This is a genomic window from Rhodococcus sp. RD6.2 (assembly GCF_001040705.1).
Lineage (GTDB): Bacteria > Actinomycetota > Actinomycetes > Mycobacteriales > Mycobacteriaceae > Rhodococcus_G.
In genome coordinates this window covers 404,064-425,665 of the sequence record NZ_CVQP01000006.1, presented here as the reverse complement: position 1 = coordinate 425,665, position 21,602 = coordinate 404,064, and the positions used below count along the sequence as shown (strand labels likewise).

The window sequence follows — 21,602 nt, the reverse complement described above, 5'->3', positions numbered from 1 at the left end:
CATACCTGGCACCCTGCGCGCCGGGCCGACAGTCTGGGGTCGCCACATGCCTTTCCGCCGTTACGCGTTCGCCTTCGCCGGGGCTGCCGCCCTTCTCGCCGGAACGGCGGGATGCGCGAGCGACACGACCCCGGCTCCCGCCTCGACGGCAGCACCCGCGCCTGCCCCGTCGACGAACTCCGGCGGAGCGGGCGCCGCGGGCGGCGTGATCCCCGGTGATTCGGGTGGGGTGACGACGACTCAGGCCGAGCAGCTCTGCTCGGAGATGGAGGCTCAGCTGCAGAGCTGGAGGACATACACACCGACCATCGGCAAGGGCGGACTGAACTCCGTGGTCGGTACCTGGGCGGCGCAGAACGGCGTCAACATGATCGACCTGGTCACGCACAAGGCACGGATCGACGTCATCACCACCGCACAGTGCCCCGACGTGCGGGACGGCGCCCTGTACGCCCTCGAGCTCCCGGATCTCGCCTCCGGCCTGATCGGGTTCTGAGTGAACCGCAGACAGCCGTACCCACCGATCGAGCCGCACCTGACGGGCAGGCTCGACGTCGGTGACGGGCAGTCGATCGCCTGGGAGCAGTGCGGCAATCCGGACGGCAAGCCGGTGGTGTTTCTGCACGGCGGACCGGGTGGCGGGACCAGCCCGGACCATCGCCGATTCTTCGACCCGGACGCCTACCGCATCGTCCTGTTCGACCAGCGCGGGTGCGGGCGATCGACGCCGCACGTCGCGGACGGAGCGGACCTGTCGGTGAACACGACCGGTCACCTGATCGCCGACATCGAGGCGTTGCGCGAACACCTCGGAGTCGAGCGGTGGCAGGTGTTCGGCGGGTCGTGGGGTTCGACGCTCGCGCTGGCGTACGCGCAGACCCACCCGGCTCGAGTCACGGAGCTGGTGCTGCGCGGGATCTTCCTGCTGCGGCGCAGCGAAATCGACTGGTACTACAACGGCGGCGCGAGCGCGATCTTCCCGGACCGGTGGGAGGGCTTCCTCGCCGCGGTCCCGGAGTCCGATCGGGGCGGCGACCTCGTCGAGGCCTATCACCGGCTCCTCCACGACCCGGATCCGGACGTCGCGACGGCGGCGGCGGTCGCCTGGTCGACGTGGGAGGGCTCGACCAGTGAACTGATCCCGAAGCAAGAACACGTCGATCGCAGCGCGGAAGAGCGCTTCGCGCTCGCATTCGCGCGGATCGAGAACCACTACTTCGTCAACGACGGGTTCCTCGCCGAGAACCAGCTGCTGGACGGGGTCGACACGATCGCGCACATCCCCGCCGTGATCGTGCAGGGCAGGTACGACGTCGTGTGCCCGGTGACGACGGCGTGGGCACTGCACCGGGCATGGCCGTCCGCTCGGCTGCGCATCGTTGACGACGCCGGGCATGCCGCCGCGGAGCCCGGCATCACCCATCACCTGGTCGAGGCGACGGACGGATTCCGAGGACTCTGACGTGTGGTCGCATCGCGCCCCTCGGTGCGGTAGACCTGGGGTGTGGGCTCACACAGACGTAGGGATCGAGCGGCCGTACTGGACAACGCACGCGCGTTGAGCGCGAAGCTGTCCACCACGGCCGACGCCGTGCGGGGGGACGAACCCGACTCCGTGCACCAGATGAGGGTCGCGGCGCGCAGGCTGCGCAGTGTGCTCGGGACGTACGCGTCGGTGTTCCCGGATTCGGCCGCGCTGCGGGACGAGTTGCGGTGGCTCGGGACGGTTCTCGGGGACGCGCGGGACGCCGAGGTGCTCGCCGACCACTTCGCGGACGTGCTGGACGCACTGCCGTCCGAACTGATCCGGGGCACGGTGCGGTACCGCTTGGTCGACACCTACCGTGAGCGCTATCGCAGCGCCCACGACGTGGCGGTGGCGACGTTGGCGACTCCCCGATTCCACGCACTCCTCACGGACCTGGACGCGCTCTGCGCGCAGCCGGGGTCGTCGGGGCGGCCGCTCGACGAGGTACGCCGCGCTCATGGGCGGGTCGTCAAGGCCGGCCGCAAGGCCGGGTTGCGGGGGCACAAGGGCGACCCCGGTCCGGACAGCGCGCTGCACCGCACCCGCAAGCGTGCGAAGGCGCTGCGGTACGCGGCCGAGGCGATCACCGCGTCCCGCCCCCGGGCGAAGAGAGTGGCGGCGGCCGCGGAGGAACTGCAGACGGTCCTGGGCAACCATCAGGACGCGGTGGTCGCGCGCGGCGAGGTGCTCGCGGCAGCCGATCGGGCGCGGGCCGCGGGCGAGGACACCTTCACCTTCGGCGTCGTCGCCGCCCTCGAAACCGATCGAGCCGAGCAGGCGGGTGCGGCGGCACGGGACGTCCTTCGCACGGTCCGCCGGCTGAAGTCGGCACTCTGATCGTCAGGCCGCGTACTCGAACTGCACCCGACGCGTCTCCGCGTCCGCCGCGATCAGCCGCACCGACACGCGCTCGCCTTCGGGAGGGTTTCCCGCGCACCGCGCGATGACGATCGGATCGGCGACGAACACCTCTGCGTCGCGTTTGCGGTCCGCGGACCGGAGGACGACGGCGTCGAACGTCTCACCGATGCGCCCGGCGAGCACACGGACCTCGGTGAGGTCGACGCACGCCCGGTCGACCTTGCCGGCCAACTGATCCGAACCGCGCATCACGCCGGGCAACAGCGGCAACGCCTGTCGAACCCACTGCGGTATCTCGACTCCCGCGCACACGGCGAGACAGACCTCGGTGGCGAACCGGTCCGACAGGCGCCGCAGCGGCGCGGTCACGTGCGCGTAGGGGGCACCGATCCCCGCATGCACGGTCAGGGGCGGAACCGCGCCGTCGAACGCCGCGTAGTCCGCGCCGCGCAGCAGTGTCGTCGCGTCGCTCATCATCGCCAACGCGTCCGGAGTGTTGGGATCGAGACCCGCCATCATCACCCCCACCGACACATCCGGCTTCCAGTTCAGTCCGAGCGCCCGCGCGGATCGCCGCAGCGCCGCCACGGCGTCCGCGGGAGCGGGCGGCAGTGTCCGCACCAGTCCGATGCGAGCGTCCAGCATGATGCGGGCGGCACACATCCCGGTCAGCAGGGACACCTCGGCGTTCCAGTCGTCGGCCGCTGTCCGGGGCTCGACGTCGAGCCGCCAGCCCCCGCCGTCGGCGACCACCGCCTGCTCGGGAAGCTTGAGTTCGATCGCGCCGCGTCGCAGGGCCGACGCGAGCCGCAGCGCACCGAACTCGGGGAGCGCGGCAATCGACGGATGCAACGTCCCGCGATCGGAATCCGCTTGCACTCCCGCATAATCGAACCGGGCCACCGACCTGACCGACGCGCGACGGACGGCGACGGCAACGGGCTCCGCCGTCTCGTCGAGGTCGATCCGCCACAGCGCGGCGGGCCGCACCTGATCCGGGAGCAGGCTCGCGGCACCGTCCGACAGCACTCGGGGATGCAGGGGAACCGAGCCGTCGGGCAGGTAGAACGTCTGGCCGCGCCGCCGCGTCTCAGTGTCGAGTGCGCCGCCCGGTCGCACCACCGCCGCGACGTCGGCGATCGCATAGTGCAGGACGAATCCGGTGTCGGTGCGCTCGATGTGCAGTGCCTGGTCCAGATCCATCGAGGTCGGTGGATCGATCGTCACCAACGGCAGATCGGTGCGGTCGACCCGGCCGGACGCACACCGGTCCACCGCGCCGTCGGCCTCGGCCAGTGCGGCGACCGGAAATCCACCGTCCAGGGAGAATTCGGATCTGATCGCATCGAAGTCGATGCCGGGGGCGGAAATTCGCAGAGTCACGGGCGGAGCCTACGACCGATTCGGGCGGGCGCAGCGCTGCCCGATCCGCTCAGTCCTCCCAGTCGCGGTCGGCGTCGTCGGCCGCGCGGTTCCGCTCCGCGGCGATCTCCAGGGCCCGCCCGGCCGTCTCCCGATCCGGATACGGCCCCATGCGATCCAGCCCGCGAGCGTCCTTGCCCTGACGCACCGACCCGTCCGAAACGCAGTAGTACCACTTGTCGTCGTCGCTCATTCCTCCAGTGTGCTCCATCGCCTGCGGACCCGCTCACGAACAATTTCCGGCCGGCAGGGCATCATTTCTTCCAGTCCCCTTGAGCGGAAGTCACAACCGTGAGACTCTTACGGCCGCAGCGGTCCACGGTCCGTCGACTCCCCCTCGACTGACCGTGCCCTTCGATCTGTCCTGGATCGGCTGTGTCGCGACGAACCTTGAACGGAGAACCACCAACCATGGAGCCGATGTCCTACATCCTCTTCGACACGTTGCTGCCGCATGTCGGTGAGCAGGAGGCGAAGCACTGGGCGACCCTTCTGGTCGTCAACCCGATCTGATCGCTCCACATACGCAACTGTGCCCCCGTCGACGGACGGGGGCACAGTTGTCTGTGGAGAGCGGAGGTGTGTGAGCGGACGAGTTGGTCTGTAAGCCGGATCCTGTTCCCGGCGCTAGGCGCCGGGCGACGACCATCCATCTGGGCACACCGTTGCCGGGTACCTCGAGCGGTCCACCCGCAGGCTCGGGCGAGCAGCCCTCGAACACCTGCGCAGCCGCACCGTGAGGTGCGGCCTTCGACCTTGCTCCGGGCGGGGTTTACCTAGCCACCCCGGTCACCCGGGGCGCTGGTGCGCTCTTACCGCACCGTTTCACCCTCACCGACGCTCACGCGCCGGCGGTCTGTTTTCTGTGGCACTGTCCCGCGGGTCACCCCGGGTTGCCGTTAGCAACCGCCCTGCTCTGTGGAGTCCGGACTTTCCTCGGCGCCGGGCCTGCACGCCGACGCGCGTGGTTCCCTTCGCCGCGGCCGTCCGACCAACTCGTCCGCCCGTACAGACTACCCGGCACTAGGGTCGGGGAATGACACGGTACGTGGCCCTGCTTCGGGGCGTGAACGTCGGCGGCATCAACATCAAGATGGCCGACCTCAAGGACACGATCGCCGCCATCGGGTTCACCGATGTGACAACCGTTCTGGCGTCGGGCAACGTCCTGTTCGACTCCGACCGCACGGACACCGCGGCGATCAAGGCCGACATCGAGGCGGCGCTGCGCGAACGATTCGGCTACGACGCGTGGATCGTGCTGGTCGACCAGCCGACACTGGCGCGGATCGTCGACGAGTTCCCATTCGACGCCGACCGCGACGGCTGGCATCCGTACGTACTGCTGTCGTCCGACCCCGCCGCGCTCACCGACATGTTCACCGCCGCCGACGGTCTCGCCCTCGGCGACGAGGCGCTGCAACCGGGCGACGGCGTCCTGTACTGGCACGTCGAACGCGGCCAGACCCTGCAGAGTCCGTTCGGGAAGCTGTCGGGGAAGGCCAAGTACAAGTCGACCACGACGAACCGGAACCTGCGCACCCTCCGCAAGCTGCTGGGCCCGTGAGTCCTTTCGGCCCGCTCGAGGGCCGAAAGGACTCATGGGAGATCGTCAGGCGTGGACGGTTTCCCGGCCCTGGACCGACGCTGCGGGCTGGACCTCCTCGTCCGGTGCCCCGGGCTCGACGTCCTCGTCCGCGAACGGGTCGCCGTTGCGTTCGGCGTTGTACAGGTCCTCGTCGAGGATGTTCTCCCGCTTCGCGACGATCGTCGGGATCAGCGCCTGACCTGTCACGTTGACGGCGGTGCGGCCCATGTCGAGGATCGGCTCGACCGCCAGGAGCAGACCCACACCCGCCAGGGGCAGGCCGAGCGTCGAGAGGGTCAGCGTCAGCATCACGGTCGCGCCGGTGGTACCCGCGGTCGCGGCCGAGCCGATCACCGCGACCACGACAATCAGCAGGTAGTCGGTCAGGGTCAGGTCGAGGCCGTAGAACTGGGCGACGAAGATCGCGGCGATCGCGGGGTAGATCGCGGCGCAGCCGTCCATCTTGGTGGTCGCGCCGAGCGGCACCGCGAACGAGGCGTACTCGCGCGGCACGCCGAGGTTACGTTCGGTGACCCGCTCGGTGAGCGGGAGGGTGCCGATCGAGGAGCGGGAGACGAACGCCAACTGCGTGGCCGGCCAGACGCCGGAGAAGAACCGGCGCACCGACAGTCCGTGCACGCGGATCAGGATCGGGTAGACGACGAAGAACACCAGTGCCAGGCCGATGTAGACGGCGACAGTGAACCAGCCGAGCTGACCGAGCGCGTCCCATCCGTAGGTGGCGACGGCCTTGGCGATCAGCGCAGCGGTGCCGATCGGCGCGAGGCGGATGATCCACCACAGCACCTTCTGCACGATCGCGAGGAGCGCGGCGTTGAAGTCGAGGAAGGGCTTGGCCTTCTCCCCCACCTTGAGGGCGGCGATGCCGATCGCGATCGCGATGACGAGCAGCTGGAGCACGTTGAAGCTCAGAGAGGTGGTCGCTGCCCCGGAATCGGTGACGGTGGTCTTCGCGCCGAGTGCCAGGAAGTTCTGCGGTACGAGTCCGGTCAGGAACGCCCACCACGAGCCGGACGACTTCGGCGCGGCAGCGGCGGCGGCGTCGACGGTGGTGTTCGCTCCGGGCTGGACGAGCAGGCCGACGACGATGCCGATGACAACGGCGATCAGCGCGGTGATCGCGAACCACAGCAGCGTCTGGGCGGCGAGCCGGGCCGCATTGGCGACCTGTCGGAGGTTGGCGATGGAGCTGACGATCGCGGTGAACACCAGCGGAATCACCGCGACGGTGAGCAACGCGACGTAGCTCGATCCGATGGTCGTGACGGTGCCGACCAGCCAGTTCGGGTTGCCGTCGGCGGCATCGGGCATGGAGCGGGCGATCAGACCGATCAGGACGCCTGCGACGAGGCCGATCACGATCTGGGTACCGAAGGACGTCGCCCAGGCGGGCAGACGTCGCCCGGCGGGGGCGCTGGTGGAGGCCGACATTCGGCGGACCTTTCTGAGGACGCGCAGCACGAATCACACGTGGTGCGCGGGGAAAGCTGACATGCGGAAGGAGATTCCTACGGCCGGTGAGGAAACACGGCCGCCCGGGACACGAGAGTCGACCGGGGTCAGCTGATACAGACGGCGCTCGACTGCAGACAGTTGTCGACGAAGCGTCGACTGGTCAGCAGCAGGGTCACCCAGACCATGTTACTCACGCTAAAGACGCGGTTTCGCGCGGTGCCCCGTCCGTCCTCCCGCGGAGGTCCCGTTCCGCCACGCGAGCCCGCCGTTGACGAACAAGACCTGCCCGTTGACCCACCGTGCGGGACCCGCGAGGAAGGCCACTGTCTCCCCGATGTCCTCGGGACGGCCCATCCGTTCGAGTGGGACGGCCGCGGCGAGGCCTGCGATCGTGCTGTCGTCCTTGCCGTCCAGGAACAGGGGTGTGGCCGTCGGTCCGGGCGCGACGGCGTTCACCGTGATGTCCCGGCCCCGCAGTTCTCGGGCGAGGGTCAGCGTCATCGCCTCCACCGCAGCCTTGCTGGCCGCGTACGCGCCGTAGTTCGGGAACTTCGTTCGGGTGACCGACGTGGAGAAATTGATGATCGCTCCGCCCTTCCGAACGGTGCGCGCCGCCAGCTGCGACACGACGAAGGTGCCGCGGATGTTGGTGCGGTGCATCCGGTCCAGTTCGTCGAGATTCAGGTCCACGATCGGGGCGAGGATCATGATCCCGGCGGTGTTGACCACGACGTCGAGTCCGCCGAACGCACGCTCGGTGGCGTCGAACACCGCCTTCATCGCGGTCTCGTCGGCTACGTCACCGCCGACTGCGAGCGCATGACCTCCGCTGTCGGTCACCTGCTCGACCAGCTCGTCGGCCCGCGCCTTGTTCCCCGCGTAGTGGACGGCAACCGCGAAACGATCCACGACGAGCCGTTCGACAACGGCCCTGCCGATCCCGCCGGAACCTCCGGTCACGAGGGCTACCCGGGTGCTCGTGGACACGATCGCTCCCTCCGGTGGACGCACGATTCCGCTGGTCCCCGCGAACCGGCCGCTACGGCCTACGGCCTACGGCCTACGGCGGGACTGTGGGCGGCCTCGTCGTGATACTCCTCCGGTCCGCGTAGCGGCGCCAGCGCTGCCGGGCCGGTCAGGGTTCACCGGCGCGCTTCACCTCACGATCCGGCGTTCGACCTCACAGGTGGGAGGTGTCGTTGACGAGCCGAACGGAGGCTCCCCCGTCGGGATAGAACTCGGCGATCGACAGCGACGCGAGGTCCAGGTGCAGGCGGTACAGCAGCGACGGACCGGAGTCGAGCGCCAGCTGCAGCAGCGTCTTGATCGGGGTGACGTGCGAGACGACGAGGACGTTCTGGCCCGGGTACTCACGGACCAGGTCGGCTCGGACCTCCTCGATGCGGACGCGGACCTCGTCGAAGCTCTCACCTTCCGGCGGCCGGATCGACGTGTCGCCGAGCCACGCGCGGTGCAGGTCCGGGTCACGCTCGGAGGCCTCCCGGAACGTCAGCCCTTCCCACGCGCCGAAGTCGGTTTCGGTCAAGCCCTCATGCACGGTGAGCGGAAGACCGAGTGCGTCGGCTGCGGCCTGCGCGGTCTGCCTCGCCCTGCCCAGCGGCGACGACACCACTGCCGCGACACCGCCTCGGCCGCCGAGACGCGCGGCGGCGGCAGCGGCCTGCGCCAGCCCGACCTCGGTCAGCTGCGGGTTGCCGCGTCCGGAGTAGCGACGTTCCACCGACAGTGGGGTCTGGCCGTGTCGCAGCAACAGCAGGCGTGTCGGTTTCCCGACGGCGCCGGTCCAGCCGGGCGCGGTCGGCGTCTTTTCGACCGCGGCGGGCACCGGGCCGACCTCGGGGACATCCTCGGGCTGAGCTCCACCGTCCATCGCCTCGTTGGCGAGCCGGTCCGCGTGCGAGTTCTCGGCCCGCGGAATCCACGTGTAGGTCACGCGATCGAACCCGGACGCGAGTTCCCGGGCGCGCTGCGCCAGCGGAATCATGTCGGGGTGCTTGACCTTCCAGCGTCCCGACATCTGTTCGACGACGAGCTTGGAGTCCATCCGGACCTCGACGACGCCTGCGCCGAGGTCGGATGCCGCGGTCAGGCCGGCGATCAGGCCGCTGTACTCGGCGACGTTGTTCGTGACGACGCCGAGGAACTCGCGGCGCTCCGCGAGCACGGCACCGGTGTCCGCGTCGAACACGACTGCGCCGTAACCTGCGGGACCCGGGTTGCCGCGCGATCCACCGTCGGCTTCGACCCGGACGTGGGAAACAGCGGTCACAGACCGGATTCCTTGGTGCGCACCATGATCGCGCTGCACTCGGGGCACCGGACGACGACGTCGGGTGCGGTCGCCGCGATCCGCGTCAACTCGCCACGGTCGATCTCGATCCGGCAGGCGCCGCACCGGCGTGCCTGCAACAGCGCCGCACCGACTCCGCCTCCGCTGCGCTGACGGTCGTAGACGGCGAGCAGGTCCTCGGGGAATTCGGCGACGAGGGCGGTCCGGTCGGCGTCGCAGCGCTGCTGGGCGGCGTCGAGGTCGGCGAGCGCGTCGTCGCGGCGACGGGTCACGTCGACGAGGGCGTCGTCGATCTGGTCGACCTGGCCGCCGGCGTGGTCGTAGTCGGCCTGGGTGGCCTCGCGCCGCTCCATCACGTCGAGCAGGTCCTCTTCGAGCGCGGCCTGCCTGCGGGTGAGGCTGCCGAGTTCGTGTTCGAGTTCAGTGAGCTGCTTGGCGCCGACGGTGCCGCTCTCGAGCAGCTTCCGGTCGCGGTCCTCACGCTTGCGAACCGCGTCGACCTCGCCTTCGAGCTTGCTGATGTCGCGGTCGAGGTCGTCGAGGACGATCTGCACGGCGACGGCGGCATCCTTGCGTCCCACCCGGTCGGCTTCGAGCCGCTCGACCTCCTCCTGCTCGGGGAGGGTGCGCCTGCGGTGCGCGATCCTGGTCAGCTCGGTGTCGACCGCAGCGAGGTCGAGCAGCTTGGCCTGGATCCGGGGGTCGACGTTCACTCGGGCTTCGCTCCTGCTTGTGATTCGAGGGGTGGAGGGTTCCGCATACGTTACCGCCCCGGCCCTCTCCTCCACCCGGGCGAGGGGAACCCTCGCCCCGCCCAGCCCGCGTCGGGTTCCTCTCGCCCCGTGGGAGGGGTGGTCAGAGGCCGAGGGTCCAGGGATCGGTCCGGACCTCGGAGACCACCGTGGACCAGCCGTCGACGTCGGCGAACCGGGCATCGAGGATGCCGCTCGCCTGCGCACACCACGGCTGCTCGCTGGCCCAGTGCGCGACGTCGACCAGCACCGGACCGCCACCGCGCAGATGCTCGTCGGCGGGATGGTGCCGCAGGTCGGCGGTCACATACGCGTCGACGCCGCGCGCGCGTGCCGCGCCGAGCAGGGAGTCGCCGGAGCCGCCGCACACCGCGACGGTGCGCACGACGGTGTCGGGGTCGCCTGCGGCCCGCACACCCCACGCGGTTTCGGGCAGTGCGCGGCGGACGCGGGCGGCGAACTCGCGCAACGTCTCGGGTTCCGGCAGTTCCCCGACCCGGCCGATGCCGAGTGCCGACCCGGTGTCGGCGAGTTCGACGACGTCGAACGCGGGCTCCTCGTACGGGTGCGCGGCGCGCAGCGCGGCCAGCACCCGCGACCGCAGCGCCCGACGTGCGACTACCTCGACGCGGTCCTCGGTGACCTGCTCGACACGTCCGACCGCTCCGATCGTGGGGGTCGCGCCGTCGCCGGGTAGGAACTGGCCGGTGCCGGTGACCGTCCAGCTGCAGCAGCTGTAGTCGCCGATCTCGCCCGCGCCCGCCGCGAACAGTGCGTCCCGGACCGGGGCGGTGTCGGTGGACGGGACCATGACGACCCACTTGTCGAGCGGTTCCGACGCTGCCTGGTCGAGTGGTCCGGTGACGGTCAGACCGAGTGCCTGCGCGAGCGCATCGGAAACTCCGGGATCGGCGGAGTCGGCGTTGGTGTGCGCCGTGTACAGGGCGCAGCCGCCCCGGATCAGCCGGTGCAGCAGGGCACCCTTGGGGGTGTGGGCACCGACGGTGTCAACGCCGCGCAGCAGCAGCGGGTGGTGGACGAGCAGCAGCTGCGCCCCCCACGCCAGTGCCTCGTCCACGACGGCGGCCGTCGCGTCCACGGCGATCATCACGCGGTCGACGGAGTCGGCGGGGTCGCCACAAACGAGGCCGACGGAATCCCAGCTGTGCGCAAGCCGCGGCGGGTACGCCTCCTCGAGCGCCGAGATGACCTCGGACAGCGGAACACTCATGCCAGTACCTCCGTCAGTGCGGCCACCAGGGCGCGAGCCGGTTCGGCTGCGCGGACGGCGACGCGGATGTGGTTCGGGTCGAGCCCGGGGAAGGTGTCGCCGCGACGCACCGCGATCCCCTTCTCCTGCAGCTTCTTTCGGACGAGTTCGCCGTCAGGGACGCGAAGCAGCAGGAACGGCGCCCGCGCCGGACCCACCACCTCCACACCCGCGGCGGCGAGAAGGCGGAGCATCTCGGCCCGTTCGACCTCGATCTGTCGCGCCTCGCGATCGGCCCACGCGACTGCGTCCGGTTCGCTGCATGCTCTGATCGCCTCGAGTTGCAGGCTGCCGAGCGGCCAGTGCGCGCGACCCTTCTGCATGCGCGCCAGAACGTCGGGGGCGCCGAGCGCGTACCCGCACCGCAGGCCCGCGAGCGCGAACGTCTTGGTCAGCGACCGCAGCACCAGGACGTCGGGCAGTGACCGGCCGGCCAGCGACTCCGGCTCGCCGGGAACCGCGTCGCCGAACGCCTCGTCCACGACCAGGAGGCGTCCGGGTCGGCGGAGGGCGAGGACGTCGCCGGCGGGATGCAGCGTCGACGTCGGGTTGGTCGGATTGCCGAGCACCACGAGGTCGGCTGCGTCGGGGACGGCGGCGCCGCTCAGGCGGTACGGCGGCGCGAGCACCACCTGGGTGACCGGCACCCCGGCCTCGCGCAGCGCGTATTCGGGTTCGGTGAACGACGGGTGGATCAGCGCCGCCAGCCGCGGCGCGAGCCGCGGCAGCATCGCGAATCCCTCCGCTCCGCCGCCGAGCAGCAACACCTCGTCGGGGTCGCGGCCGTGACGCGCCGCGACCTGCTCGCGAGCGGCGCGCTCGGCCTGCTCGGACGGGTAGCGACCGAGGGTCGGCACCGCCGAGGCGAGGCGTGCCGCGAGCCAGTCCGGCGGTCCGTCGCCGCGCACGTTGACGGCGAAGTCGAGCAGTCCGGGTACGGCGTCGATGTCGCCGTGGTGGCGCAGGTCGACGTCGCCCCACCTGTTCGGGTCGACGGCGTCGGATGCTCGGGTGTCCACGATCGGCAGTGTATGGCGGTCGAGCGCAGGACCTGGGAGCCAGGCAGGATGGACGGGTGCGTTCTCCCGCGATCACCCTCTTCGACCTCGACGGCACCCTCACCGACTCCGCGCCCGGCATCGTCACCGGGTTCCGGCATGCGCTCGCCACGGTCGGCGCACCGGAGCCGGATGTCGACCTGACGCAGTTGATCCTCGGACCGCCGATGGCGGACACCTTGCGCACGGTCGGCCTGGACGACGCGGACGCGGAGCGCGCCCTGGCCGCCTACTTCGACCGCTACGACCGGATCGGGTGGGCCGAGAACGAGGTGTTCCCCGGCGTCGCGGACCTGCTGACCGGACTGTCCGCGTCGGGGTCGCGGCTGGCGGTCGCGACCAGCAAGTCCGAGCGGTTCGCAGTCCGGATCCTCGATCATTTCGGCCTGTCCGGGCACTTCGAGGTCGTCGCGGGTGCGTCCGCGGACGGCACCCGGCGAGCGAAGGCGGACGTCGTCGAGCACGCGTTGCGCGGGCTCGGTGTCAGCCCCGTTCCCGGCGGCACGCCCGATGTCGTGATGGTCGGCGACCGCGTCCACGACGTGCACGGAGCCGCGCACTGGGGTATCCCGACGGTCCTCGTGCACTGGGGTTACGGCGCCGAATCGGAGGCCGATGACGCCGCGTGGTCGGCTCGGACGGTCGGCGAGCTGGGGGCGATCCTGCATGCCCGCTGACGCTGCGCTGCACATCACGTTCGTGTGCACCGGCAACATCTGCCGGTCGCCGATGGCGGAGAAGATCCTGCTCGGCCACCTGACCGACGCCGGTCTCGCGGACGTCGTCCGGGTGTCGAGCGCGGGCACCGGCGACTGGCACGTCGGCGACGACGCCGACCACCGGACGACCGCCGTGCTGGCGGCGCACGGCTACCCGGTCGGGCACCGCGCCGCGCAGGTCGGACGCGACCATCTGGACGCCGACCTCGTGGTCGCGCTCGACACCGGTCACGATCGCGCGCTGGCCCACCTCGGGGTGCCGACCGAACGGCGGCGCCTGCTGCGCAGCTTCGACCCGGACGCCGAGGATGATTCGGTGCCCGATCCGTACTACGGCGACGGCGAGGACTTCGAGCTGGTTCGCGAGCAGATCGAAGCCGCTGTTCCGGGCCTGCTGGAGTGGGTTCGCGAACGACTCTGACGGCCGTTGGGTGATCCCGGACACCGACATTTCGGTCTCACCCGGCACGCCCAGTACCGTGGTGGCGTGCGAAGGCTGAAATTTCTGCTGCGTCCGGGCTGGCTGGTGCTCGCCGTCGTCGTGGCGGGTTTCGCCTACATGTGCTTCACCGTCCTCGCGCCGTGGCAGCTGGGCAAGAACACGAGCACCGAGCACCGCAACGCGCTGATCGAGGAGTCCGTGAACGCGGAGCCTGTTCCGGTCGAGTCGATCCTGCCCGAGTCGGGTCCGCTCGCCGCCAACGACGAGTGGCGGCAGGTGACGGCGACGGGCACCTACCTGCCGGATCACGAGGCACTGGTCCGACTGCGCTCGATCGAGGGCGATCCCGCGTACGAGGTGCTCACACCGATGCGTCTGACCGGCGGCGAGATCATCCTGATCAACCGCGGGTACGTGCGACCGGTCCAGGGCACCCTCGCGCCGCCGATCGAGGCCGCACCGTCCGGTGAGGTCACCGTCACGGCCCGGGCTCGCGTGTCCGAGGGCACCGTCCCAGGCAAGGACCCGATCATCGAGAACGGTGTCCCCCAGGTGTACTTCCTCGATGCCGGGCAGGTCGGTGCAACGGTCGGTCTGCCGCTGGTCGACGCGTGGTTCCAGTTGCCTGCGGGCGAGCCGGGTGCGCTGAACCCGATTCCGCTTCCCCAGCTCGACGCCGGCCCGTACCTCTCCTACGGACTGCAGTGGCTCGCGTTCGGGATCATGGCGCCGCTGGGTCTGGCGTACTTCGTGCGCGCGGAGATCCGGGAGCGCCGCCGCGAACGCGCGAACACCGTCGTAGTCCCCGACACGGACGCCTCCGACACAGAACAGACGCCGGCCGAGACGAACCCCGAGCGAGACGAGGTCGCGCTGCCGCGCCGCCGCTTCGGCCGATCGACCGAGCCCGAGCCGGCCACACTGACAGCGACCGAGGCGAGGCTCGCCGATCGCTACGGCAAGCGCCGCTGAGCGAGCACCACGACGAGGGCCGCGGTCACCGCGGCACCGGCCTGCACCACCTCGGACAGCCGCGCGACCCGCGCGATGTCCCCCACCCGGGGGGACGGACCGTCCCCGAGGGTGGGGCGCTCCTCGACACCGTGCGCGTACTCGGTTCGGCCACCGAGCCGCACGCCGAGCGCTCCAGCCATCGACGCCTCCGCGACGCCCGCATTGGGGCTGGGGTGAGCGGACGCGTCGCGTCGCCACGCCCGTGCCGACGCGGCAGGGGAACCGCCGACGGCGGGCGCGGAGGCGACGGCGAGCAGTCCGGTCAGCCGCGCGGGAGCGAGGTTCACGACGTCGTCGAGGCGGGCCGCGGCCCAGCCGAACCGCAGGTAGCGCGGTGACCGGTACCCGATCATCGCGTCGAGGGTGTTGACGGCGCGGTATCCGAGTGCGCCGGGCGCCCCGGCGATCGCCGCCCACACCAGAGGCCCGACCGTCGCGTCGGACGTGTTCTCGGCGATCGATTCGACCGTGGCGCGGGCGATCCCGGCTTCGTCGAGTGAATTCGGGTCACGTCCGCACAGGGACGGGACGAGTTCGCGTGCACCGGTGAGGTCGTCGCCGTCCAGACGATCGGCCATCTCGTTGCCGACGCGCGCGAGCGACGTTCCGCCGAGCGCGGTCCACGTCGCCGCCGCCACGAGGGCCGTCTCCCCCGCCCAGCCGAGCCGGCGGGCCGCGCGGGACGCGACGACCGCGCCCCCGACGACGCCGCCGGCGAGCAGCGCCGTGTGGCAGGCCCCCGCGGCCCGGGAGTCGCGGTAGGTGGCGCGTTCCAGGGCGGCGGCCGCTCGACCGAAACCGGCGACGGGATGTCCGCGCCTCGGGTCGGCGAACACCCGGTCGGCCACGTATCCGAGGGCGATGCCTGCCGCGCGGGCCGAGATCCGGGGTCGAGTCACGGGACCAGTTCTATCAACCCGCACCGTTCACGATTCGTCCGACCGTCGTGTCCTCGTCCCGATTCGGAGGCAGGGGATGCGAAGATGCGCGGCGACAGAATTCGAAAGGCGAACGGAGTCGACAGCGGTGGCGACCACGGTGAAGTCCGCGGGCAAACGCCTGGCGTCCCTCGTCCAGGAGGTCAACTCGGGCACCGTCGCCGTCGAGATCGCCGGGAAGACGGACAGTGCAGTGCTCATCTCGCTCGCGCACTACACCGCGCTGCAGGAGGCCACGTTCCTGCTCCGGTCCCCCGAGCTGATGGCCAGTCTGCGCCGCGAATTGGCCCGCTCGCTTCTCCCGGCGGTCCCCGACCAACCGCCCGCCGCGGAACCTGCGACGTCGACCGAAAAGTGCCGTCGCGGATCGAAGGCCAAGGCCCGGAAGAAACGTACGAAAAGGAAGAAGAAGAAGAAGTCCGCGTGAGCGCGACTCAGGTCCGCACGACCCCGACCGGCAGGTCGCGTACCCGGCGCGCGGGGTTGCCCGCGTAGAGGCCGTTGGGTTCGCAGTCGCGGGTGACGACGGCTCCGGCCCCGACGATGCATCCCGGACCGACCGTGACCCCGGGCAGGACGATGGCGCCCGCTCCGATCCAGCTGCCGTCGCCGACGGTGATCGGCATGTTGCGGACGCGTCCGCCGCGGCCGTCCTCCGGTCCGATGTCGTGGGTGCTGGTGATGAATTTGACGCCGTGGCCGACGGCAACCTGCCTGCCGAGAGTGATGGGCGCGGTGCCGTCGAACAGGACGCCACGGTTGACGAATGTGCCGACGCCCATCCGAATGTCCTTGCCGCCGAAGTGGCATCCCGAATAGATGCCCGCACCCCACACCCGCGCTCCGGCGGCGAGCAGGAGCAGGATCCGTAGCCACACCGGCACGAACGGGGACGACTGGACGATCGTGATGAAGCGCACTACGTCACGATAGCGACGTCGGCACTCTAGGCTCGACAAGCACCGAGACCGAGGAGACAAGATGGCGTCCGACCCGATCCCTGTCGTGTTCGTGCACGGACTGTGGATGCACGCAAGCAGTTGGCAGCCGTGGACGGAACTGTTCGCGTCGCGCGGGTACATCCCGATCGCTCCCGGCTGGCCCGGGGACGGGGAGACGGCCGAGGCGACGCGCGAGAATCCGGACAAGTTGAACGGGGTCGGCCTCGCGGAGGTCGCTCGGCACTACCGGACCGTCGTCGAAGCGCTGCCGACGCTTCCCATCCTGGTCGGTCATTCCTTCGGCGGTCTGATCGCGCAGAAGCTCCTCGGCGACGGGCTGGCGCGTGGAGCGGTCGCGATCGCCCCCGCACAATTCAAGGGCGTCCTCCGCCTGCCACTCGACCAGGTGCGTAGTGTGATGCCGATCCTGCGGAATCCGCTGCTGCGGAACAAGACCTGGACGCACACACCGGAGTCGTATCACCACACGTTCGCGAACGCGATCTCCCGCGAGGAGTCGGACCGGATCTTCGACGCCCACACGATCCCGGCGCCTGCCCGGCCGCTGTTCCAAGCCGCGTTGGCCAACGTCGCGGTCGGCAGTCCCGCCAAGATCGACACCCGCACCGCGCGCGGTCCACTGTTGCTGGTCGCGGGCGGTGCCGACCGCATGACGCCGGAGTCGATCGTCGCGTCCCAGTACAACATTCAGAGGCGCAACACCGGCGCGACCGAGTACTCGGTGCTGCCGGACCGCGGACATTCGCTTGCCGCGGACGACGGGTGGCGCGAGGTCGCGGACCTGACGCTGGACTTCCTGGAGCGCCATGACCTCGGGGCCGAGAAAGGCTGACGGCGACGCGACCGCAGCGAGATGTCCTGCGTCGTCCGGATCGGGGCCTGCTCGGTCTGGTGTTCACGGTCGTTGCGGCGCAATTCCACCAGGAACACGGCGCACACGGTCGCGTAGGCGGCCAGCACACACAGCGGCGCAAAGATCAACGTCAGTACTGCGAGGAGCGTCATGGGCACCTCCATGTGCAGAAGACGGACGATCTCGGACGGGTCGGCCGGAGCCTCGGGCGGCTGCTGCTCTGCGACCCCCCTTCACACGAAGGTAGTGAATCGAGGGGCGCTGCCGGTGAATGCAGCGTGAACTGATCTTGTGACATCCCGCACTTTCCCCAGGTCACAAGTGATCCACGTCTCGTTCGAGGGGATCCACGGGACCGAGGAGCACTTCGCGGCACCCCCGACAACAGACAAAGCGGACACGCGGCTAGCGTGTGGTCATGGCTCGTTCACCGTTCCGCTCGAAGGCCCTGATCGCTGCTGTCGCCACCGTCGGCGCACTGGCCCTGACGGCATGCTCGTCCACCCCTGCGGACTCGCCCGCCTCCACCTCGCCGACCACGAATGTGCTTGCGGCGAAAGGACTCGACGACCTGAGTGGAAAGGAGTTGATCGAGCGACTCGACACACTTCCCGTAGCGGAGCGGCCCGACGGCCTCGTCGCGTCAGTGCGGCCGGACGAGGTCCTCATCTCCGAGAACGACGGCCCCGAAACGTCCGTCGCGCTCCCCGACGACGAGTTCTACGTCTCCGTCGCGCCCTACGTGAACCGCACCCACGACTGTTACTTCCACAGCCTCACCACCTGTCTCGGTGAACTGCGCGACCAGCCGATCCGGGTGACCGCCACGGACGTTGCCGACGGTGCCGTGCTGGCGGACCTGACAAGTCGCACCTACGACAATGGGTTCGTCGGCCTGTGGCTGCCCCGCGGGATCGAGGCCGACGTGGTGGTCGAGTACGAGGGGCGCACCGGCCGGGCCACCGTCGGCACCGGCCCGGACGACCCGACCTGCGTCACCACCATCGCCCTCGCGTAAGCCTCACTGCGCGACGGCTTCCCGCCTTCGACCGACGATCGCGAGTGACATCACCGCGGCGATCGCACACAGACCGCCCGCGACGAAGAATGCAGCGTCATACCCGCCGAACCGGTCCCGGACCAGGCCCGCGAGGAACGCGACGATGCCCGCACCGATCTGGTGCGACGCCAGGACCCACCCGAACACGATCGGGCTGTCGGCACCGAAGTGCTGACGGCACAGCGCAACCGTCGGCGGCACGGTGGCCACCCAGTCGAGGCCGTAGAAGATGACGAACGCGATCATCGGCGGATGCACCGACTCCGCGAACAGGATCGGCAGGAACACCAGCGAGATCCCGCGGAGCAGGTAGTAGGTCCCGAGAAGCTTGCGGGCGTCGAAGCGGTCGGTGAACCAACCCGACGCGATGGTCCCGAGTACGTCGAAGATGCCGATCACCGCGAGCAGGCTCGCCGCGGCGGTGGTGGGCATGCCGTGGTCGTGGGCGGCCGGCACGAAGTGGGTGCCGACGAGTCCGTTGGTGCTGGCGCCGCAGATCGCGAATGTGCCTGCCAGCAGCCAGAACACCCGGGTCCGCGACGCCGACGCCAGCACCGACAGCGCGCGACGCACCGCGCCGCCGGGCGCCGCGGGCACCTCGGGCGCGACGAAGTCGGGGTCGGCGCCGTACGGGACAGCGCCGATGTCGGACGGCCGGTTCCGGAGGAACAGCAACACCAGAGGGACCACCGCGAGTGCAGCGAATGCGACGGTCAACGCCACCACCTGCCACGAGTGCCTCTCGGAGATCATTGCGAGCACGGGCAGGAACACCAACTGTCCGGCCGCTCCACCTGCAGTGAGGATGCCGGTGACGAGACCCTTCCGGGCGACGAACCAGCGGTCGACGACGGTGGCGACGAATGCCAGCGCCATGGATCCGGTGCCGAGACCGACGAGGACGCCCCACAGCAGCACCAGCTGCCACTGCGCGGTCATGAACACCGTCAGCCCGCTGCCCGCCGACACCAGGAGTAGCGCCGCGGTCACGACCCGGCGCATTCCGAAGCGTTCCATCAGGGCCGCCGCGAAGGGCGACGTGAGGCCGTACAGGACGAGGTTGATCGACACCGCCGAGGAGATCGATGCCCGCGACCAGCCGAAGTCCTGGTGCAGCGGGTCGATGAGGATCGACGGGGCCGCACGGAAGGCGGCCGCGCCGACGAGCGCGAGGAACGCGACCGCGGCGACCGACCAGGCGGGGTGTGGGCGCCGGGAAGTCGGGGCGACGGTGGGACGTGGAGGCACGAGCTCGGAGGTCACGAGAATCAGTGTGTGGGTCGTGACCGGCGCGAACCAATGGCTTGAATGCCAATGTGTGAAAGAATCGAGCCATGCATCGTGTGGTGGTCCTGGCACTCGACGGGGTGGTGCCCTTCGAGCTCGGCATCCCGTCCCGAATCTTCGGCATGGCCGAGGACGCGGCGGGCGAACCCCTGTACGAGGTGCTGACCTGCACCGTCGACGGCGGACCGGTCCGCACGGAAGCCGACTTCACGGTCTCGGTCGACCACGGCCCCGAACTGCTCTCCACCGCGGACACCGTGGTCATCCCCGCGACGTATCAACTCGGCTCCACCCGCGACGGGCACCTGCCCCCGGAGATGGAGAAAGCTCTGGGGTTCGTCCGCCCCGGCACCCGCTACGTCTCGATCTGCATCGGGTCGTACGTGCTCGCGGCCGCGGGCCTGCTCGACGGGCTGCGGGCCACCACGCACTGGCGGCACACCGACCACTTCCAGCGCACGTTCCCGGCGGTGCAGGTCGACCCGGACGTGTTGTTCGTCGACGAGGGTCACGTCGTCACCTCGGCGGGCGTCGCCGCCGGACTCGATCTCTGCCTGCACCTCGTCCGCCGCGACCACGGCGCCGACGTCGCGACCCGGGTCGCCAAGCGGTCGGTCGTCCCGGCGTGGCGGGACGGCGGGCAGGCGCAGTTCATCGAGCGCCCGGTCCCGGTGCACGCCTCGGATTCGACTGCGGCGACCCGTGACTGGGCTCTGCAGCGACTCGACGAGCCGCTGCAGCTGTCCCGTCTGGCCCGGCACGCCAACATGAGCGTGCGGACGTTCACGCGCCGGTTCGCCGACGAGGTCGGGACGACGCCGACCCAGTGGCTCATCACTCGCCGCGTCGACCGTGCCCGGCAACTCCTCGAGACCACCGACCTATCCGTCGACACCATCGCCGCCGACGTCGGTTTCGGCACGGCGACCTCCCTGCGGCAGCACATGGCCACGCAGCTCGGTGTGCCGCCGTCCGCCTACCGCAGGACCTTTCGCGCCTGACGTGAGACACGGTCGGGCGGGGCTGGTCACCGCCCCCGCGGACGTGAATCCTGGACTGCATGGCAGACCACAGCACACTCATCGAGCTCTCGTTCACCGTCTCGGGCCACGTATCCCGGCCGACCGCGCAGACCTACGAGGCCGTCGCCGACCCCGAGCAGTTGTCGCAGTACTTCACCACCGGCGGCGCGCGCGGACGCCTCGAACCGGGCGCGGACGTCACCTGGGACTTCGCGGACTTCCCGGGCGCATTCCCCGTGACGGTGGTCGCCGCGGAACAGCCGAGCCGCATCGTCATCGAATGGGCCGGAACCGCAACCACGTCCGAGGCCGGCACGACCACCACCACGTTCGAGTTCGAGCCCGTCGACGATGACACCCGGACCCGGGTCACCATCACCGAGTCGTCGTGGCAGCCGACCGACGAGGGCGCGACGAGTGCCTTCGGCAACTGCCAGGGATGGACCGGAATGCTCGCCGCACTCAAGGTGTGGGTCGAGCACGGTATCAACCTGCGGGACGGCTTCTACAAGTGAACCCGCCCGAAGGGGTGGAACGACGAAGGGTGGCAGGCTCCTACTCGTTCGCCACCAGCTGGTCCAGGATGAACTGAACCGCCTCCGGCTTGTGGGCGTACAGGTGCTCACCTGCCTGTACGACATACCAGTCACCGCACTTCACCGTGCTGGCGGATTCGACTCCGGACTGCCACCAACCTGCCGACAGTGACGGCGGGCGGGCATCGGAGCCGTCGATCTCGGCGCACCCCGGGTGGTCCAGGGCCTCGACACTGCTCGTCATCCTGAGGATCCGTTCGTCACCCGTGGTTCTGACGATCTCGTCGATGGCGGTCGCGTTGGGGGGTACCCAGTCGGGCAGGACTTGCCGTCCGTCGGTGGCGGTGGAGAAGGAGTGGGTCTCCGTCTTCTTGTATGCCTTGCTGTCGTCGAAGCGGTCGACGTTGCATGCTGTCGCCGCGAGCATCACGCCGAGGAGCAGGGGCGATGCGGCGATGCTGCCGCTGATTCGCTTGGTGTTGATCACCACCTCAACCTACGAG

24 protein-coding genes and 1 other RNA gene are annotated in these 21,602 nt (G+C 70.0%); 12 read left to right on the top strand and 13 right to left on the bottom strand.

Annotated features, from left to right (window positions below; genetic code table 11):
- Positions 1-46 precede the first annotated feature (46 nt).
- From RHCRD62_RS12220 to RHCRD62_RS12210, 3 genes are all read left to right on the top strand, one after another.
- Positions 47-496 (top strand): hypothetical protein, encoded by a 450-nt coding sequence (locus tag RHCRD62_RS12220; RefSeq protein ID WP_050064954.1) that lies wholly within the window; start codon positions 47-49, stop codon positions 494-496.
- Positions 497-1,462, top strand: a complete 966-nt coding sequence (pip, locus tag RHCRD62_RS12215) for a prolyl aminopeptidase (RefSeq protein WP_050064953.1) — start codon at positions 497-499, stop codon at positions 1,460-1,462.
- A gap of 96 nt (positions 1,463-1,558) precedes the next feature.
- Positions 1,559-2,365, top strand: coding sequence for a CHAD domain-containing protein (locus RHCRD62_RS12210; protein WP_050064952.1), 807 nt, complete (start codon positions 1,559-1,561; stop codon positions 2,363-2,365).
- A 3-nt stretch (positions 2,366-2,368) separates the two neighbouring features.
- Here RHCRD62_RS12210 and RHCRD62_RS12205 read toward each other — a convergent pair whose 3' ends face one another.
- From RHCRD62_RS12205 to rnpB, 3 genes are all read right to left on the bottom strand, one after another.
- On the bottom strand, positions 2,369-3,772 hold the full coding sequence (locus RHCRD62_RS12205) for an RNB domain-containing ribonuclease (RefSeq protein WP_050064951.1): 1,404 nt from the start codon (positions 3,770-3,772) through the stop codon (positions 2,369-2,371).
- A gap of 49 nt (positions 3,773-3,821) precedes the next feature.
- Complete coding sequence (locus RHCRD62_RS12200) at positions 3,822-4,004, bottom strand: hypothetical protein (protein ID WP_050064950.1); 183 nt, start codon at positions 4,002-4,004, stop codon at positions 3,822-3,824.
- A gap of 395 nt (positions 4,005-4,399) precedes the next feature.
- Positions 4,400-4,810, bottom strand: an RNA gene (gene rnpB, locus RHCRD62_RS13705) — RNase P RNA component class A.
- 37 nt (positions 4,811-4,847) lie between these two features.
- On the opposite strand from rnpB, the gene RHCRD62_RS12195 reads away from it, so the two are divergent.
- Positions 4,848-5,378, top strand: a complete 531-nt coding sequence (locus tag RHCRD62_RS12195; RefSeq protein WP_050064949.1) for a DUF1697 domain-containing protein — start codon at positions 4,848-4,850, stop codon at positions 5,376-5,378.
- A 45-nt stretch (positions 5,379-5,423) separates the two neighbouring features.
- On the opposite strand, the gene RHCRD62_RS12190 is transcribed toward RHCRD62_RS12195, so the two are convergent.
- The 6 genes from RHCRD62_RS12190 to cobC form a co-directional block, all read right to left on the bottom strand.
- The gene (locus tag RHCRD62_RS12190) at positions 5,424-6,851 is read right to left on the bottom strand and encodes a dicarboxylate/amino acid:cation symporter (protein ID WP_050064948.1); all 1,428 of its coding nucleotides are present in this window, start codon (positions 6,849-6,851) and stop codon (positions 5,424-5,426) included.
- Between the two features lie 219 nt (positions 6,852-7,070).
- Positions 7,071-7,865, bottom strand: coding sequence for an SDR family oxidoreductase (locus RHCRD62_RS12185; protein ID WP_157050911.1), 795 nt, complete (start codon positions 7,863-7,865; stop codon positions 7,071-7,073).
- 190 nt (positions 7,866-8,055) lie between these two features.
- Positions 8,056-9,165: a bifunctional RNase H/acid phosphatase gene (locus tag RHCRD62_RS12180; protein ID WP_050064946.1), complete on the bottom strand. Its 1,110-nt coding sequence runs from the start codon at positions 9,163-9,165 to the stop codon at positions 8,056-8,058.
- On the bottom strand, positions 9,162-9,899 hold the full coding sequence (locus tag RHCRD62_RS12175) for a zinc ribbon domain-containing protein (protein WP_050064945.1): 738 nt from the start codon (positions 9,897-9,899) through the stop codon (positions 9,162-9,164). Before RHCRD62_RS12175 ends, RHCRD62_RS12180 begins: the two co-directional genes overlap by 4 nt.
- A 142-nt stretch (positions 9,900-10,041) precedes the next feature.
- On the bottom strand, positions 10,042-11,169 hold the full coding sequence (locus RHCRD62_RS12170) for a Nif3-like dinuclear metal center hexameric protein (RefSeq protein WP_050064944.1): 1,128 nt from the start codon (positions 11,167-11,169) through the stop codon (positions 10,042-10,044).
- Positions 11,166-12,227 carry an Rv2231c family histidinol phosphate aminotransferase CobC gene (gene cobC, locus RHCRD62_RS12165; protein ID WP_084734221.1) on the bottom strand — a complete coding sequence of 354 codons (1,062 nt, stop codon included), beginning with the start codon at positions 12,225-12,227 and terminating at the stop codon, positions 11,166-11,168. The genes RHCRD62_RS12170 and cobC overlap by 4 nt, the downstream gene beginning before the upstream one ends.
- 56 nt (positions 12,228-12,283) lie before the next feature.
- On the opposite strand from cobC, the gene RHCRD62_RS12160 reads away from it, so the two are divergent.
- From RHCRD62_RS12160 to RHCRD62_RS12150, 3 genes are all read left to right on the top strand, one after another.
- A complete protein-coding gene (locus RHCRD62_RS12160) occupies positions 12,284-12,943 on the top strand; it encodes an HAD-IA family hydrolase (protein WP_253277292.1) in 660 nt (219 codons plus the stop codon).
- Positions 12,933-13,406: a low molecular weight protein-tyrosine-phosphatase gene (locus RHCRD62_RS12155; RefSeq protein ID WP_050064943.1), complete on the top strand. Its 474-nt coding sequence runs from the start codon at positions 12,933-12,935 to the stop codon at positions 13,404-13,406. Before RHCRD62_RS12160 ends, RHCRD62_RS12155 begins: the two co-directional genes overlap by 11 nt.
- 66 nt (positions 13,407-13,472) lie before the next feature.
- Positions 13,473-14,399 carry an SURF1 family cytochrome oxidase biogenesis protein gene (locus tag RHCRD62_RS12150; RefSeq protein WP_050065252.1) on the top strand — a complete coding sequence of 309 codons (927 nt, stop codon included), beginning with the start codon at positions 13,473-13,475 and terminating at the stop codon, positions 14,397-14,399.
- Here RHCRD62_RS12150 and RHCRD62_RS12145 read toward each other — a convergent pair.
- Positions 14,381-15,340 (bottom strand): cobalamin biosynthesis protein, encoded by a 960-nt coding sequence (locus RHCRD62_RS12145; RefSeq protein ID WP_050064942.1) that lies wholly within the window; start codon positions 15,338-15,340, stop codon positions 14,381-14,383. The two genes, RHCRD62_RS12150 and RHCRD62_RS12145, sit on opposite strands and share 19 nt — an antisense overlap.
- 127 nt (positions 15,341-15,467) lie before the next feature.
- On the opposite strand from RHCRD62_RS12145, the gene RHCRD62_RS12140 reads away from it, so the two are divergent.
- Positions 15,468-15,806: a type II toxin-antitoxin system Phd/YefM family antitoxin gene (locus RHCRD62_RS12140; protein ID WP_253277291.1), complete on the top strand. Its 339-nt coding sequence runs from the start codon at positions 15,468-15,470 to the stop codon at positions 15,804-15,806.
- Between the two features lie 7 nt (positions 15,807-15,813).
- Here RHCRD62_RS12140 and RHCRD62_RS12135 read toward each other — a convergent pair whose 3' ends face one another.
- Positions 15,814-16,299, bottom strand: a complete 486-nt coding sequence (locus RHCRD62_RS12135) for an acyltransferase (protein WP_050064940.1) — start codon at positions 16,297-16,299, stop codon at positions 15,814-15,816.
- A 61-nt stretch (positions 16,300-16,360) separates the two neighbouring features.
- Here RHCRD62_RS12135 and RHCRD62_RS12130 point away from each other — a divergent pair, with 61 nt between their 5' ends.
- Positions 16,361-17,173 carry an alpha/beta hydrolase gene (locus RHCRD62_RS12130; protein ID WP_050064939.1) on the top strand — a complete coding sequence of 271 codons (813 nt, stop codon included), beginning with the start codon at positions 16,361-16,363 and terminating at the stop codon, positions 17,171-17,173.
- A 439-nt stretch (positions 17,174-17,612) separates the two neighbouring features.
- Positions 17,613-18,212 (top strand): CueP family metal-binding protein, encoded by a 600-nt coding sequence (locus RHCRD62_RS12125; RefSeq protein ID WP_050065251.1) that lies wholly within the window; start codon positions 17,613-17,615, stop codon positions 18,210-18,212.
- Positions 18,213-18,215: 3 nt separating this feature from the next.
- On the opposite strand, the gene RHCRD62_RS12120 is transcribed toward RHCRD62_RS12125, so the two are convergent.
- The gene (locus tag RHCRD62_RS12120; RefSeq protein ID WP_253277311.1) at positions 18,216-19,502 is read right to left on the bottom strand and encodes an MFS transporter; all 1,287 of its coding nucleotides are present in this window, start codon (positions 19,500-19,502) and stop codon (positions 18,216-18,218) included.
- Positions 19,503-19,588: 86 nt separating this feature from the next.
- Here RHCRD62_RS12120 and RHCRD62_RS12115 point away from each other — a divergent pair, with 86 nt between their 5' ends.
- Complete coding sequence (locus RHCRD62_RS12115; RefSeq protein WP_050064937.1) at positions 19,589-20,542, top strand: GlxA family transcriptional regulator; 954 nt, start codon at positions 19,589-19,591, stop codon at positions 20,540-20,542.
- A gap of 59 nt (positions 20,543-20,601) precedes the next feature.
- On the top strand, positions 20,602-21,078 hold the full coding sequence (locus RHCRD62_RS12110; RefSeq protein ID WP_050064936.1) for an SRPBCC domain-containing protein: 477 nt from the start codon (positions 20,602-20,604) through the stop codon (positions 21,076-21,078).
- Positions 21,079-21,118: 40 nt separating this feature from the next.
- Here the strand turns inward: RHCRD62_RS12110 and RHCRD62_RS12105 are convergent, their stop codons facing one another.
- Positions 21,119-21,586: a hypothetical protein gene (locus RHCRD62_RS12105; RefSeq protein WP_157050890.1), complete on the bottom strand. Its 468-nt coding sequence runs from the start codon at positions 21,584-21,586 to the stop codon at positions 21,119-21,121.
- Between the last annotated feature and the right edge of the window lie 16 nt (positions 21,587-21,602).